The organism is Pseudoxanthomonas fibrivorans, from assembly GCF_041464125.1.
Taxonomy (GTDB): Bacteria; Pseudomonadota; Gammaproteobacteria; order Xanthomonadales; family Xanthomonadaceae; genus Pseudoxanthomonas.
Genome location: NZ_JBGNUG010000002.1, coordinates 229,201 through 242,417, shown reverse-complemented (window position 1 = coordinate 242,417; position 13,217 = coordinate 229,201). Strand labels below are relative to the sequence as shown.

The 13,217-nt window shown below is 71.8% G+C and carries 12 protein-coding genes; 2 read left to right on the top strand and 10 right to left on the bottom strand.

From position 1 onward, the window contains the following. Position 1: 1 nt before the first annotated feature. From nirB to ACA089_RS14570, 6 genes are all read right to left on the bottom strand, one after another. Positions 2-2,473 (bottom strand): nitrite reductase large subunit NirB, encoded by a 2,472-nt coding sequence (gene nirB / locus ACA089_RS14595; protein WP_372018164.1) that lies wholly within the window; start codon positions 2,471-2,473, stop codon positions 2-4. Further along, positions 2,470-2,958: a GNAT family N-acetyltransferase gene (locus tag ACA089_RS14590; protein WP_372018162.1), complete on the bottom strand. Its 489-nt coding sequence runs from the start codon at positions 2,956-2,958 to the stop codon at positions 2,470-2,472. The genes nirB and ACA089_RS14590 overlap by 4 nt, the downstream gene beginning before the upstream one ends. Before the next feature lie 3 nt (positions 2,959-2,961). After that, positions 2,962-4,131: a nitrate/nitrite transporter gene (locus tag ACA089_RS14585; RefSeq protein WP_372018965.1), complete on the bottom strand. Its 1,170-nt coding sequence runs from the start codon at positions 4,129-4,131 to the stop codon at positions 2,962-2,964. Between the two features lie 428 nt (positions 4,132-4,559). Continuing rightward, the gene (locus tag ACA089_RS14580; protein WP_372018962.1) at positions 4,560-5,603 is read right to left on the bottom strand and encodes a CmpA/NrtA family ABC transporter substrate-binding protein; all 1,044 of its coding nucleotides are present in this window, start codon (positions 5,601-5,603) and stop codon (positions 4,560-4,562) included. Positions 5,604-5,629: 26 nt separating this feature from the next. After that, on the bottom strand, positions 5,630-6,214 hold the full coding sequence (locus ACA089_RS14575) for an ANTAR domain-containing response regulator (protein ID WP_372018161.1): 585 nt from the start codon (positions 6,212-6,214) through the stop codon (positions 5,630-5,632). A gap of 85 nt (positions 6,215-6,299) precedes the next feature. Beyond that, positions 6,300-6,734 carry a hypothetical protein gene (locus ACA089_RS14570; RefSeq protein WP_372018159.1) on the bottom strand — a complete coding sequence of 145 codons (435 nt, stop codon included), beginning with the start codon at positions 6,732-6,734 and terminating at the stop codon, positions 6,300-6,302. Positions 6,735-6,882: 148 nt separating this feature from the next. Between ACA089_RS14570 and hemN the strand changes: the two genes are divergently transcribed. Together hemN and ACA089_RS14560 are read left to right on the top strand one after the other, a co-directional pair. Then, positions 6,883-8,283, top strand: coding sequence for an oxygen-independent coproporphyrinogen III oxidase (gene hemN / locus ACA089_RS14565; RefSeq protein WP_372018157.1), 1,401 nt, complete (start codon positions 6,883-6,885; stop codon positions 8,281-8,283). 19 nt (positions 8,284-8,302) lie between these two features. After that, a complete protein-coding gene (locus ACA089_RS14560; protein WP_372018155.1) occupies positions 8,303-9,061 on the top strand; it encodes a helix-turn-helix domain-containing protein in 759 nt (252 codons plus the stop codon). A 26-nt stretch (positions 9,062-9,087) separates the two neighbouring features. Here ACA089_RS14560 and ACA089_RS14555 read toward each other — a convergent pair whose 3' ends face one another. The 4 genes from ACA089_RS14555 to ACA089_RS14540 form a co-directional block, all read right to left on the bottom strand. Beyond that, a complete protein-coding gene (locus tag ACA089_RS14555) occupies positions 9,088-10,743 on the bottom strand; it encodes an esterase/lipase family protein (RefSeq protein WP_372018153.1) in 1,656 nt (551 codons plus the stop codon). Positions 10,744-10,911: 168 nt separating this feature from the next. Beyond that, complete coding sequence (locus ACA089_RS14550) at positions 10,912-11,430, bottom strand: hypothetical protein (RefSeq protein ID WP_372018151.1); 519 nt, start codon at positions 11,428-11,430, stop codon at positions 10,912-10,914. 56 nt (positions 11,431-11,486) lie between these two features. Then, positions 11,487-12,464 carry an alpha/beta fold hydrolase gene (locus tag ACA089_RS14545; RefSeq protein WP_372018149.1) on the bottom strand — a complete coding sequence of 326 codons (978 nt, stop codon included), beginning with the start codon at positions 12,462-12,464 and terminating at the stop codon, positions 11,487-11,489. An 86-nt stretch (positions 12,465-12,550) separates the two neighbouring features. Beyond that, positions 12,551-13,207 (bottom strand): response regulator, encoded by a 657-nt coding sequence (locus ACA089_RS14540; protein WP_372018147.1) that lies wholly within the window; start codon positions 13,205-13,207, stop codon positions 12,551-12,553. Positions 13,208-13,217: the final 10 nt, after the last annotated feature.

The following is a 13,217-nucleotide window of genomic DNA, read 5'->3' as shown; positions in this document are numbered from 1 at the left end:
CTCAGTCCTCCAGGGCCACGGCGATCTGCCGGCCGGGCCTGGCCGGTTCGAGCTTCAGCGGCAGGTACTCGCGCGCCTGGGTGCCGGCGATGCGCGCCGCCCACGGATCGGGCAGGCCCTCGAGCGCGAACAGCAGGCGTTCGTACAGCGCGCGGCGGCTTGCCGCGTCCTCCACCACCTTCTGCCTCGCGTATTCCAGGCCGACGCGCTCGAGGTAGTGCACGGTGCGGTCGAGGTAGTACGCCTCCTCGCGGTACAGCTGCAGGAACGCACCGGTGTATTCCTTGACCTCCTCGGCGGTCTTCACCTTGCACAGGAAGCGGGCGACCTCGGTCTTGATCCCCCCGTTGCCGCCGACGTGGATCTCCCAGCCGGAATCGACAGCGATGATCCCCACGTCCTTGATCCCCGACTCGGCGCAGTTGCGCGGGCAGCCGGACACGGCCAGCTTGACCTTGTGCGGGCTCCACATGTTGGCCAGCATCGTCTCCAGGTCGATGCCCATCTGCGTGCTGTTCTGGGTGCCGAAGCGGCAGAACTCGCTGCCCACGCAGGTCTTCACCGTGCGGATCGACTTGCCGTAGGCGTGGCCGGAGTTCATGCCCAGGTCCTTCCACACCCCGACCAGGTCCTCCTTCTTCACCCCGAGCAGGTCGATGCGCTGGCCGCCGGTGACCTTGACCATCGGCACCGCGTACTTGTCGGCCACATCGGCGATGCGGCGCAGCTCGTCCGCGCTGGTCACCCCGCCCTTCATCTGCGGGATCACCGAGAAGGTGCCGTCCTTCTGGATGTTGGCGTGCGCGCGCTCGTTGATGAAGCGGCTCTGCGGATCGTCCACCGCCTCGCGCGGCCAGGTCGAGAGCATGTAGTAGTTCACCGCCGGCCTGCAGGTCGCGCAACCGTTGGGCGTGCGCCACTCCATGAAGGCGTAGGCCTGGGCATGGCTGACCAGGTGGTGCTCGCGGATCGCCTGCCGCACCTCGCCGTGGGTCAGGCTGGTGCAGCCGCACACCGCCTTGGTCTTGGGCGTCTCCTGGAAGTTGGAGCCGAGGCAGTTCATCAGGATCTGCTCGACCAGGCCGGTGCACGAACCGCACGAGCTCGCCGCCTTGGTGTGCTTCTTGACCTCGTCCACGGTGAACAGGCCCTGCTCGCGCACCGCCTTGACGATCGTGCCCTTGCACACGCCATTGCAGCCGCAGACCTCGTCGCCGTCGGCCATGCTCGCGGCACGGTCCTGGCCGGCGGTGCCGGCGTCGCCGAGCGCGGTCTCGCCGAAGGCGAGCGTGTCGCGGCGCTCACCGATCGCGCTGCCGTCCTTGATCTGCTTGAAGTACCAGGCGCCGTCGCCGGTGTCGCCGTACAGGCAGGCGCCGACCAGCTTGTCGTCGCGGATCACCAGCTTCTTGTACAGGCCGCCGGCCGGGTCGGAGAGCACGATCTCCTCGGTGCCCTCCCCGCCCATGAAGTCGCCGGCCGAGAACAGGTCGATCCCGGTGACCTTGAGCTTGGTCGAGGACACCGAGCCCTTGTAGATGCCGATGCCGTAGGTGGCCAGGTGGTTGGCGCAGATCTTGGCCTGCTCGAACAGCGGCGCGACCAGGCCGTAGGCGATGCCGCGATGGCTGGCGCATTCGCCGACCGCATACACCCGCGGGTCGTAGGTCTGCAGGGTATCGTTGACCACGATGCCGCGGTTGCAGTGGATGCCCGCGGCCTGGGCCAGGGCGGTGTTGGGTCGGATGCCGGCGGCCATCACCACCAGGTCGGCCGGGATCTCCTCGCCGTCGGAGAAGCGCACCGCGGCCACTTCGCCGTCGGCATTGCCGACGATCTCGGTGGTGGAGGTGTTGAGGCGGAAATCCAGGCCGCGCCCGGCCAGCGACTTCTCCAGCAGCGCACCGGCGACCGGATCGAGCTGGCGCTCCAGCAGCCAGCCGGCGAGGTGGACCACGGTCACCTCCATGCCGCGCAGCTTCAGGCCATTGGCGGCCTCCAGCCCGAGCAGGCCGCCGCCGATCACCACCGCGTGCTTCTTCACCTTGGCGGTGTCGATCATGGTCCGGGTGTCGTGGATGTCGCGGTAGCCGATCACGCCCTTCAGGTCCTTGCCCGGCACCGGCAGGATGAACGGCACCGACCCGGTAGCCAGCAGCAGGCGGTCGTACTCGGCCTCGGTCCCGTCGGCGGCGATGACCTTGCGCCGCACGCGGTCGATGGTGGTGACCTCCTTGCCCAGGTGCAGGGTGATGCCGTTGTCCGCATACCAGGACAGCGGGTTGAGCACGATCTCGTCGAACGCCTGTTCCCCGGCCAGCACCGGCGAGAGCAGGATCCGGTTGTAGTTGGGGTGCGGTTCCGCGCCGAACACGGTGATCTCGTACATGTCCGGCTGCAGCTTCAGCAGCTCCTCGAGCGTGCGGATGCCGGCCATGCCGTTGCCCACCACCACCAGTCTTGGCTTCTTCATCGTTCGTTCCGGTTGTGCGCGCCGGCCAGGGCGCGCGTCATGAAGGTGCTGCAGGGGTCCTCGGAATAACTGGCGAACGGACCGCAGGGGGCGAAACCGAAGCGGCGGTAGAGCGCGCGCGCCGGCGCGAACTCGGGCTGCGAGCCGGTCTCCAGGCTCAGCCGCCGGTAGCCGCGCTGCTCGGCCGCCTCGAAGATCCGCCGCATCAGCGCCGCGCCCACCCCGCGACCGCGGTGGGCGGTGGCGGTGCGCATCGACTTGACCTCGCCGTGCCAGCCGTCCAGTTCGCGCAACGCCGCGCAGCCGAGCAGTTCGCCGTCGGCCCACGCGCTCCAGAAGGTGACGTCGGCGCGGCGCAGCTTGGCCAGGTCCAGCGCGTGCACGCTCTCCGGGGGCGAGATCCGGTACATGTCGTCCAGGTGCTCGCGCAGCAGCGCGGCGATCTCCTGGCCGTCCAGCGGGTCGACGACGATCTGCAGGTCCATGGCTCAGACCCGCGCCGCGCCCGTGGCGGCCCAGTGCAGGCGCCAGCGCTGCTTGACCCCGACCAGGCACAGCGAGGCGGCCAGCGCGACCGCCGCGAACGCCCACAGTCCGGGCGAGTACGAACCGGCGTGCTGCTTGACCACGCCCAGCCCGGCCGCCAGCAGGAAGCCGCCGACGCCGCCAGCCATGCCGATCAACCCGGTCATCAGCCCGATCTCGGCGCCGAAGCGTTGCGGCACCAGCTGGAACACCGCGCCATTGCCCGCGCCCAGGCACAGCAGGGTCAGCACGAACAGCGCCACCGTCGCGCCCGCCCCGCCGATGCCCAGCGCGGCCGTGGACACCAGCACGGTGACGGCGACGTAGACCATCTGCAGCGAGCGGGTGCCGCCGATGCGGTCGGCGATGACCCCGCCGAGCGGGCGCATCAGCGACCCGGCCAGCACGCAGGCGGCGGTGGCCCAGCCGGCGATCTTCGGCGCGAAGCCGAACTCGTCGTGGAAGTAGCCGGGCAGCGCGCTGGCGAAACCGGCGAAGCCGCCGAAAGTGATCGCGTAGAAGAACATGAACCACCACGAGTCGCGGTTGCCCACCAGCACCCGGGCGTAGTCGCCCAGGGTCTTGCGCGCCACCGGCACCGGCGCGTCCTTCGCGCAGGCGGCGAACACCGCCAGCACCACCAGCAGCGGGAGGCAGGCCAGGCCGAACACGTTCTGGTAGCCGAAGGCGATGGCCAGCACCGGCGCGAACAGCGCCGCCAGCACCGTGCCGGAGTTGCCGGCCCCTGCAATCCCCATCGCCGTGCCCTGGTGCTCCGGCGGATACCAGCGCGAGGCCAGCGGCAGGGCCACCGCGAACGAAGCACCGGCCACGCCCAGCATCGCGCCCAGCAACAGCACCTGCGCCAGGCTGTCCACGCCCAGCCGCCATGCGGTGAACAGGGCGAGGATCACCACCACCTGGGCCAGCACGCCGGTGCGCTTGGCGCCGATGCGGTCGGCCAGCAGGCCCAGGAACAGGCGCAGCACCGCGCCGCACAGGATCGGCACGGCCACCATCAGCGCGCGCTGCTGGGTGTCCAGCTGCAGCGCCTGCGCGATCTGCACCTGCAGCGGACCGAGCAGGTACCAGACCATGAAGCTCACGTCGAAGTACAGGAACGCCGACAGCAGGGTCGGTGCGTGTCCGGCTTTCCAGAAGGATCGGTTCATGCCGCGCCATCTCCGGTGGGCCGCGCCGTGGGGACGCGGCATGTGGGGTGCTGGAACGAAAACGGCGTCCCCCGGTTCGCACCGGGAAGACGCCGTTGTCTGGGTGGCCGGGCCGCCGTTGGCCGGGCTACCTGATCAGGTTGTAGGCGGCCACGCCGTTGTGCCCGCCTCCATGCCTACGCAACCGCCATGCCAACTCGTGGCGCAGTGCAGCATCCGGCGGAAATTGCAAACACGATCAACGAGTTGCCCGGGACCGCGACGGGCACCGGAAGACACCTGACGCGGCGGCCCGGCCGGTCACTGCACCGGCGAGGTGCCGGGCGGCACTTTCGCGGTGCCGTTCGCACCATCGCGTGCCGCGGCTGGGTGCGCGGGCGTGCCGCAACCTATCCCGGTTCCTCCACGCCCACGCGCGCGGCCGCATCCCGCCACGTGGCATGCCGGTAGACGTCCGCCAGCCAGGCATCGTCGTCCGGCTCGCTGCCGGCCGGCGGCGGAAGCCATCGCCAGCGGCGGAACTGCGCGAGGAACCAGCGGCCGTTCGCGATGCGCGGCGCGTTCGCCGCGCCGCCGGCATGGAACTGCAGTGCCTGCCCGGGCGGCAACTCCGTACCCGGCAGCAGCGCCGCGGCGATGCGCGCGACCGGCAGGCCGATGACATCCGGCGCGGCCAGCCAGGCGGCCGCCTGTTTCCGGTTGGCCGGGTCCGCGTCCAGCCAGCGGCACGCCTCGAGGACCGCGGCGGCCAGCGCGGCGGCCAGCCCCGGCTGCAGGGCGGCGAAGTCACGGCGGCAGGCCAGCACCTTTTCCGGGTGGCCGGGCCGCAACTGGCCCGTGCGCACCACGCGGCGGCCGGCGCCGGTCGCTTCGGCCTGTTCGCCCCACGGCTCGCCGGCGCAGAAGCCGTCCAGTTCGCCATCGGCCAGCGCCTGCGGCATCTGCGGCGGCGGCAGGGTCACCGCCTCGATGTCGCGCATCGGGTCCACGCCCTGGGCCGCCAGCCAGTCGTACAGCCACAGCGCATGCGTGCCGGTCGGGAAGGTCTGCGCGAACACCGGGCGCCGCGGCAGCGTGCGCATCGCCTCGGCGAGCGGACGGCCAGCGGCCAGCGCATCGGCCAGCGCCGGGGCCACGGTGATCGCCTGCCCGTTGCGGTTGAGCCCGAGCAGGATCGCCAGGTCCGCGCGCGGGCCGCCGATGCCGGTCTGCACGGCCAGCACCATGGCCTCCATCGCGTGGGCCGCGTCCAGCTCGCCGGACAGCAGGCGGTCGCGCAGGCCGGCCCACGACGCCTGGCGGTGCAGCCGCAGCTCCAGGCCGTGGCGCCGGTCCAGGCCCAGGCGCACGGCCACGTGCAGCGGCGCGGCGTCGAGCAGCGGCATGAAGCCCACGTCCAGCGCGCGCGGCGCGGCAGGTACTGGGTCGGTCATCGCGGCGTGGTTCCCGTGGTTCATGGTCAGACACCCGGCCCGAGCAGTTCGGCCATCGACAGGATGCGCCGCGCCACCTCGGCCAGCTTCAGCCCCTGCTTCATCGCCTGCTGGCGCAGCGCGGCGTACGCCTGCTCTTCGCTCATGCCGCGGCGCTCCATCAGCAGGCCCTTGGCGCGGTCGATGTCCTTGCGGTCGCCCAGCCTCTGCTCGAGTTCGTCCAGGCGCTGGCGCACGTGCGCCTGCTGCTCGAAGCGGGCCATGGCCACGCTCAGCACCGGCGCCAGCCGCGCCGGCGACAGGCCGTCGACCACGTAGGCGGCCACCCCGGCACCGAGCGCATCGCGGATCAGGCCGTCGTTGCCGTCGGCCGAGAACATCACCACCGGTCGCGGCGCATGCCGGTGCAGCATCGCCAGCTGTTCGAGGGTGTCGCGGGACGGCGAGTCGACGTCGAGGATGACCACGTCCGGCTGACGGTCCTGCACCGCGCGCAGCAGACCGGCCGCGGCGGCGACATGGGGCAGCACGTCATAGCCCGCGTCCCGGAGCGCCTGCTCCAGGTCGGCGATGGGCTTGTCCGTGTCGTTGACCAGCAGGACGCGAAGCATGGGGCGACGTTGGGCGGGGGCGCCTCGATGTTGCCATGCAACATGGAGCCGCGGCGAGCCCTCCGGCGCCCGGGAGGCCGCCCCGCTAGAGGTGGAACATCGCCTTGGCCAGCACCGCGATCGCCAGTACGTGCAGCAGCACGCTCAGGTGCAGGCGGTGCGCGCGGCGGCCGTCCAGGCGGCCGCGGCGCTGCCAGGCCATGGCGGCCAGGAAATGGCCGAAGACGCTGGCCGCCAGCACGATCTTCAGCGAGAGCAGCAGTCCGAACGTGCTCGCCAGCGGCTGCGCCAGCGCGCCGCGGTGGTGCCAGGCCAGGCCTAGGCCGGCCAGGTACAGTGCCGCCAGGACCCACGGCATCACCTGGCGCGCCTGCGCGGCGAAGGCCACGTCCAGGCGCCGCCCACCCGCCGCGGGCAGCCGCCGGCGCACCCCGGGCAGGAACAGCACCTCCACCACCACGGTGCCGATGAACAGGATCGCGGCCAGCAGGTGGGCCAGCAGGAGCAGCAGGTAGGACATGGCGCCAGCGTGATCCGGCCCGCCCCGCGGCGCCTTGATCGGGATCAGGCCACGGCGTGGTCATCACCTGCCTGAAGGAATCGCCGGCAACCATTGCAGATTGACCTGCATCAAGGACACGCCCCCGTCCCGGTCCTAGCCTGTCGCCATGGCCACCCTGTCCTCCCTCTTCGACCCGCGGCTGCTCCAGCGCTACGACGTGCCGGGGCCGCGCTACACCTCCTACCCGACCGCGCCGCAGTTCACCCCCGGCTTCGGCGAAGCGGAACTGCGCCAGGTGGCGGCCGCCAGCAACGGCGACCCGATCCCGCGGCCGATCTCGCTGTACCTGCACATCCCGTTCTGCACCAGCCCGTGCTTCTACTGCGGCTGCAACCGGATCATCACCCGCGACAAGACCCGCGGCGAGGCCTACCTGACCCGGCTGTACCGCGAGATCGCGATGGCCTCCACCCTGTTCGACCGCGACCGCGACGTGGAGCAGGTGCACTTCGGCGGCGGCACGCCCAACTTCCTCGACCCGGCGCAGATCGCCGAGGTCGTGGACGTGCTGCGCCGGCACTTCTCCTTCGCCCGCGGGCCGCGGATGGACTGCTCGATCGAGCTGGACCCGCGCTTCGTCAGCCCGGACGAGATCGGCCAGCTGGCCGCGATCGGCTTCAACCGCGCCAGCCTGGGCGTGCAGGACTTCGACCCGGTGGTGCAGCAGGCGGTCAACCGCGTGCAGGGCGTCGAGCAGACGCTCGGGATCATCGAGGCCTGCCGCACGCATGGCTTCCGCTCGGTCAACGTCGACCTGATCTACGGGCTGCCTAAGCAGACGCTCGAGGGCTTCTCGCGCACCCTGGACCTCACCCTGCAGGCGCGACCGGACCGCCTGGCGATCTACGGCTACGCGCACATGCCGCAGCTGTTCCGCCCGCAGCAGCGCATCCATGCCGAGGACCTGCCCTCGCCCGAGGCCAAGCTGGACCTGCTGCGGCTGGCGATCGACAAGCTCGGCGCGGCGGGCTACGAGTACATCGGCATGGACCACTTCGCCCTGCCCGAGGACGAGCTGGCCCGGGCCCAGCGCGAAGGCGGCCTGCACCGCAACTTTATGGGCTACACCACCCACGCCGAGAGCGACCTGGTCGGCCTGGGCGTGAGCGCGATCAGCCACATCGGCGCCAGCTTCAGCCAGAACCCGCGCGACATCGGCAGCTGGGAGCAGGCGATCGACGCGGGCCGCCTGCCGGTCTGGCGCGGCATGCGCATGGACGAGGACGACGTGATCCGGGCCGACGTGATCCAGGCCCTGATGTGCCACGGCGAACTGGATTTCGACGCGCTCGGCAAGCGCCACGTGATCGATTTCCGCGACTATTTCCGCGGCGCGCTGGAGCGGATCGCACCGCTCCAGGACGACGGCCTGGTCGAGGTCGACGCCCACGGCCTGCACGCCACCTCGCGCGGCCGCCTGCTGCTGCGTATCATCGCCATGTGCTTCGACCGATACCTCGCCCCCGCCGCCGACGCGGCCACGCCCCGGTTCTCGCGTACCGTCTGACGGCGGGGGAGGCCCGCGCATGAGTCCTTCCGGGGTCGTCTTCCCCCGCACCGGCCCCGGGGTCATGGCCGATGACGGCGATGCGCTGACCTTCTGTTCCACCTGCGCCTTCTCCCAGGCCTGCCTGTCCGAAGGCATGGACAAGCACGCGCTGATGGACCTGCACGTGCTGGTCGAGCACGTCGGCCCGCTGCACCCGGGCGAGCACCTGTTCCGCGAAGGCGACCCGTTCACCGCGATCGCCGCGGTGCGCGCCGGCACGGTCAAGACCTACCAGATCGACCGCAACGGCCACGAGCAGGTGCTGGGCTTCCACCTGCCCGGCGAGGTGATCGGGCTCAACGGCATCCACGGCGACCGCTACCCGTGCAATGCGGTGGCGCTGGACACGGTGATGCTGTGCCGGTTCTCGTTCCCGAAGATCGCGCTGCTGGCCCAGCGGCTGCCCAACCTGCAGCAGCACCTGTTCCGGCTGATGAGCCGCGACATCGGCGTGGCCTCGCTGTTCGCCCGCGACAACACCGCCGACGAGCGCATGGCCGCCTTCCTGCTGGGCCTGTCGCGGCGGCTGGCCGCGCGCGGCTTCTCGCCGCGCCGCTTCCAGCTGACCATGTCGCGCACCGACATCGCCAACTACCTGCGGCAGGCGCCGGAGACGGTCAGCCGCGTGCTGCGCCGCTTCGAGACCGAGGGCCTGCTGCACATCAAGCAGCGCGACGTTGAGATCGTCGACATGGAGCGGCTGGAAGCGCTGGCGCTGGCGGTGCTGCGCGAGTAGCGCCGCGGCGCAGCGCCGGCGCGACGTCAGCGGACCGCCGCCGTCGCCGTGGCGCACGGCAACGTGCGTTCCTCGTGGAGGATGCCCAGGACCTGGGCGATGACGTCCGGATCGCGGTACAGGTCGTGGCCGTGGTCCACGACCCGGGTCGATCGCGCGCCCGGCAGGCGCGCGCTTTCCAGCGGCACCACCCCGTCGCCGCCCTGGCCGTGCAGGTCGCCGGCGATGGTGTGGTAGCGCACGCCCGCCACCGGCAGCAGCGCTTCGCCGGCACGCCGCACCGGCTGCATCGCCTGCAGCGTGGAAATGCTGTTGAGCCGTGCGAAGCGGTAGCTCTCGGCCACCTCCGGGCGCACCGCGTCGGGATGGTCGAGGGCCAGGCGGCGCAATGCCTGGATCTCCGGCGCGCGCCGGCCCACCAGCAGGCGTGCGAACCGGCCGATCGCGCCCGAGGCGGTCGGGCTGCCCTTGTGCGGCGCGGCGAGCATGACCAGCGCGCACGCGCCCGGGTACGGCTTGAGCAGGAAGGTCGCGCGGATGCCGGCCACGTCCGCCGGCGGACCCTTGATCGCGGCGGGCGGCACCGTGAACGCCGCATCCCACAGCACCGGCCCGCTGTCCACCGCCAGCAGGCGCGAGACCACGCCGCCCAGGCTGTGGCCGACCAGCACCATCTTCCGCCGCGCCGGGTCGTCGTTCTCCGGGTCCAGGATCGCCCACATCCGGTCCAGGTAGCCCTGCACCCGCAACCGCGACACCAGCAGCGGCGCATTGGTCTGGAAGACGATGTGGATGACCTGGTAGGCCTCGCGCAGCTGCGGGTCGGCCCAGATCGCGCCGGACAGCTCCGACCAGATGATCGGATGGCTGCCCAGGCCGTGGATCATCACCACCGGCACCTTGGCGGGATCGTAGTCGCGCAGCAGGTACACGCCGGCGCGCCGGCCGACGTCGTCGCCCCCCAGCAGGCCGTAGATGCCCTGCCGCGGCAGGCGCGAGGCGGCCGCGCCCAGCTGGTAGAACGACAGCGCATCGAACGCCAGCGGCACGCGCCGTCCGCCGATGGTGGCGTCGGGCATGGTGGCCGGATCGACGATGCGGACGCGCGGCCGCCCTTCGTGCCCCGGTTCGATCCACGCGGTCGCCCACTGGTGGATCCCTTCGGCCGGATACAGCACGCAGCGCGGATCGTCCTCGCAGCGGTCGGTGCGCAGCACGATCGCCAGGCCGAAGCCCGGCGTGCGGAAATTCCATCCGTCCGGCAGTTCCACGTCCCGCGACGGCACGATCCGGTAGGCGCCGCGGAACATCGCGCTCGCGCCCTCCACGCGCAGCTCCGCCTCGCGGCCGGCGATGTCGAGCGGGCCCGGGACCCAGCCGCGCGGCCGGCGGTGGAATTCGGACAGCAGCACCTGGTCCGAGCAGTGGCCGGCCAGGGCGATCGCCTCCGGCGACGCCGGCGCCCCGCCGTCGAGTGCGGCGTGCACCGCAAGCACGCAGTCCAGCAGCAGACGCGTGCGCGCCGGCGAGTCGTCCAGCCGCGCCGCCCGGCGGGCCAGTGCGTTCGCCTCCAGCAGCGCGGGCGAATCCGCCGCGCTCGGCGGCGTCCCGCCACGGGACGACGGAGGTGGGCCGGTCGACGCGCAGGCGCCCGCCAGCGCCACGCCCAGCAGGAGCAGCATCCTTGCTGCCGCGCCCGCGCGACCGTGCGATGGCGCCGCGCGCACCGGTGCGGAAGAAGCGTGCCGTCCGTGGCACACCCGTGCATCGTGCACGGCGACGTCCATGAGCGGGGTGGCCGGCAACGCGCGCATCGGCCGGACCGCAGCGCCGGTCGCCGCCGGATGGCCTCAGCGCGCGGGCGCCGGCTGCGGCGCGCGCGCGGTGCGATGCAGCCGCAGCGCCTGCCACGCCGCACCGGCCAGGTAGACCAGGAAGCCGAGGCCGACCAGCATCTTCAGCGTGGGGTCTTCCGGACCGCTGAAGGCGGGGTCGCCCAGCGGCAGCCGCGTGCCGCCTTCGGTCAGCCCCGGGATCAGGTGGAAGAACAGGGTCAGCGAATAGCCGAGCACCGCGACATACCGCCGCGCGCCGGTCGCGCCCGCGCGGCGCTCGGCCGCCCAGGCCACGGCCAGCACGACCAGGGTGAGGATCGCCAGCACGTGCGGCGGGCCGAACCCGCCGTGGCGGAAGATGAAGAGCCCGGTCACCGACGTGGCCACCGTCAGCAGCACGTAGCCCAGGCCCGCGGGGGTCGCGGTGCCGATGCGGCCGTGGCGGACCAGCGCGGCGATCCCGCAGGCCACCGCGACCAGCGCGACCAGGGTGTGGAAGGCACCGAACGAAGACAGGTTGAACGTGTCGAGCATGGCGGCGTTCTCCGGCAGGGATCGCCCCGGCCCGTCCGTGGGCCGGGGCGTGGCGGTCAGGCGCGGGCGAAGGCGAGCAGGTCGGCGTTGAGCTGTTCGCGGCTGGTGTCGCCCAGCGAATGCGAGCCGCCCGGATAGATCTTGAGCGTGGCCCCGGGCACCAGCTTGGCCGACAGCCGGGCCGAGGCGTCGATCGGCACGATCTGGTCGTCGTCGCCGTGGATGATCAGGGTGGGCACGTCGAACTTCTTCAGGTCCTCGGTGAAGTCGGTCTCCGAGAACGCCTTGATGCAGTCGTACGCGTTCTTGAACCCGGACTGCATGCCCTGGTTCCACCACGCACGGATGTTGCCCTCGGACACCTTCGCCCCGGGCCGGTTGTAGCCGAAGAACGGGCCGCTGGCCACGTCGAGGAAGAACTGCGCGCGGTCGGCCAGGTAGGCCTGGCGGAATCCGTCGAACACCGACAGCGGCAGGCCGCCGGGATTGGAGGGCTTCTGCACCATGACCGGCGGCACCGCACCCATCAGCACCGCCTTCTTCACCCGTTTCGTGCCGTGCCGGCCGATGTAGCGCGCCACTTCGCCACCGCCGGTGGAGTGGCCGATCATGGTCACGTCGCTGACGCCCAGGTGCGCGAACAGCTGCTCCAGGTCGTCGGCGTAGGTGTCCATCTCGTTGCCATGCCAGGGCTGGCTGGAACGGCCGTGGCCGCGGCGGTCGTGGGCGATGCAGCGGAAGCCGTGGCTGGCCAGGTGGAAGATCTGCGGGTCCCACGCATCGGCGCTCAGCGGCCAGCCATGGCTGAAGGAGACGACCGGGCCCTGGCCCCAGTCCTTGTACCAGATGGTCGTGCCGTCGCGGGTGGTGAAGGTGGCCATGCGTCGTTCCTCGTGGGGGATGGGGGAAGCGGGGGCGCCCGCGGCCGGCCACGGCATCGCGGGCAGTGCGGCCGCCGCCAGTACCGCCGCGCCGGCCACGACCACGCGGCGGCGCCCGGGGTCGGTGGCAAAGTCGTCGTTTCGGTTGCGCATGCGGGCGGCATCGGCGTGTGGCGATGCCGGCAGGGTGGCGCGGCGCCGGTCGCGCCGCTTGCACATCCGTGCGTTCCGCGCCCGGGCTAGAGCTGGATGATGCCGCGCTTGATCGCGATGGTGACCGCGTGGGTGCGGTCGTTGGCGCCGAGCTTGGACAGGATGCTCTTCATGTGCGCCTTGACCGTCTCCTCGGAAATGCCGAGGTTGCGCGCCACCCGCTTGTTGGCGTTGCCCTCGGCCACTTCGCGCAGGACCTCGACCTCGCGCACGCTGAGGCCGTCGTCGGTGGCGTGCGCGGCCAGGCTGTCGGCGATCTCCGGCGGGATCCGCCGGCCACCGGCATGGACCACGCGGATGGTGTCGACCAGTTCGCGCCGCAGCATGCTCTTGAGCAGGTAGCCGTGGGCGCCGGCGCGGAACGCCTGCAGCGCCTGCACGTCGCCGCGGTAGGTGGTGAGCACGACGATCCGCGCCGCCGGGTCGTGCGCGCGGATCCCGCGGATGGCGGTGATGCCATCCATGCCCGGCATCTGCAGGTCCATCAGCACCACGTCCGGGCGGTGCCGTGCGTACAGCTCCACCGCCTCCGCGCCCTCGGTGGCCTCGGCCTCCAGCTGCATGTCCGGCTGGGTGCCGAGCACGGCGGCGATGCCTTCGCGCAGCAGCGGATGGTCGTCGACGACCAGCACGCGGATCGGGACGGCGGGCGCGGGGCCGGCGGGGGCGGAAGGGGAATCCATGGACGGCGGG

What these genes read in the sequence shown, in the direction of transcription:
- ACA089_RS14570 (WP_372018159.1), bottom strand. Translation starts at nt 6,734, where the DNA reads ATGTCCTACCTGCTGCTCCTGCTGGCCCACCTGCTGGCCGCGATCCTG.
- ACA089_RS14575 (WP_372018161.1), bottom strand. Translation starts at nt 6,214, where the DNA reads ATGCTTCGCGTCCTGCTGGTCAACGACACGGACAAGCCCATCGCCGAC.
- ACA089_RS14550 (WP_372018151.1), bottom strand. Translation starts at nt 11,430, where the DNA reads ATGCTCGACACGTTCAACCTGTCTTCGTTCGGTGCCTTCCACACCCTG.
- hemN (WP_372018157.1), top strand. Translation starts at nt 6,883, where the DNA reads ATGGCCACCCTGTCCTCCCTCTTCGACCCGCGGCTGCTCCAGCGCTAC.
- ACA089_RS14590 (WP_372018162.1), bottom strand. Translation starts at nt 2,958, where the DNA reads ATGGACCTGCAGATCGTCGTCGACCCGCTGGACGGCCAGGAGATCGCC.
- ACA089_RS14560 (WP_372018155.1), top strand. Translation starts at nt 8,303, where the DNA reads ATGAGTCCTTCCGGGGTCGTCTTCCCCCGCACCGGCCCCGGGGTCATG.
- ACA089_RS14540 (WP_372018147.1), bottom strand. Translation starts at nt 13,207, where the DNA reads ATGGATTCCCCTTCCGCCCCCGCCGGCCCCGCGCCCGCCGTCCCGATC.
- ACA089_RS14580 (WP_372018962.1), bottom strand. Translation starts at nt 5,603, where the DNA reads ATGACCGACCCAGTACCTGCCGCGCCGCGCGCGCTGGACGTGGGCTTC.
- ACA089_RS14555 (WP_372018153.1), bottom strand. Translation starts at nt 10,743, where the DNA reads ATGCTGCTCCTGCTGGGCGTGGCGCTGGCGGGCGCCTGCGCGTCGACC.
- ACA089_RS14545 (WP_372018149.1), bottom strand. Translation starts at nt 12,464, where the DNA reads ATGCGCAACCGAAACGACGACTTTGCCACCGACCCCGGGCGCCGCCGC.
- nirB (WP_372018164.1), bottom strand. Translation starts at nt 2,473, where the DNA reads ATGAAGAAGCCAAGACTGGTGGTGGTGGGCAACGGCATGGCCGGCATC.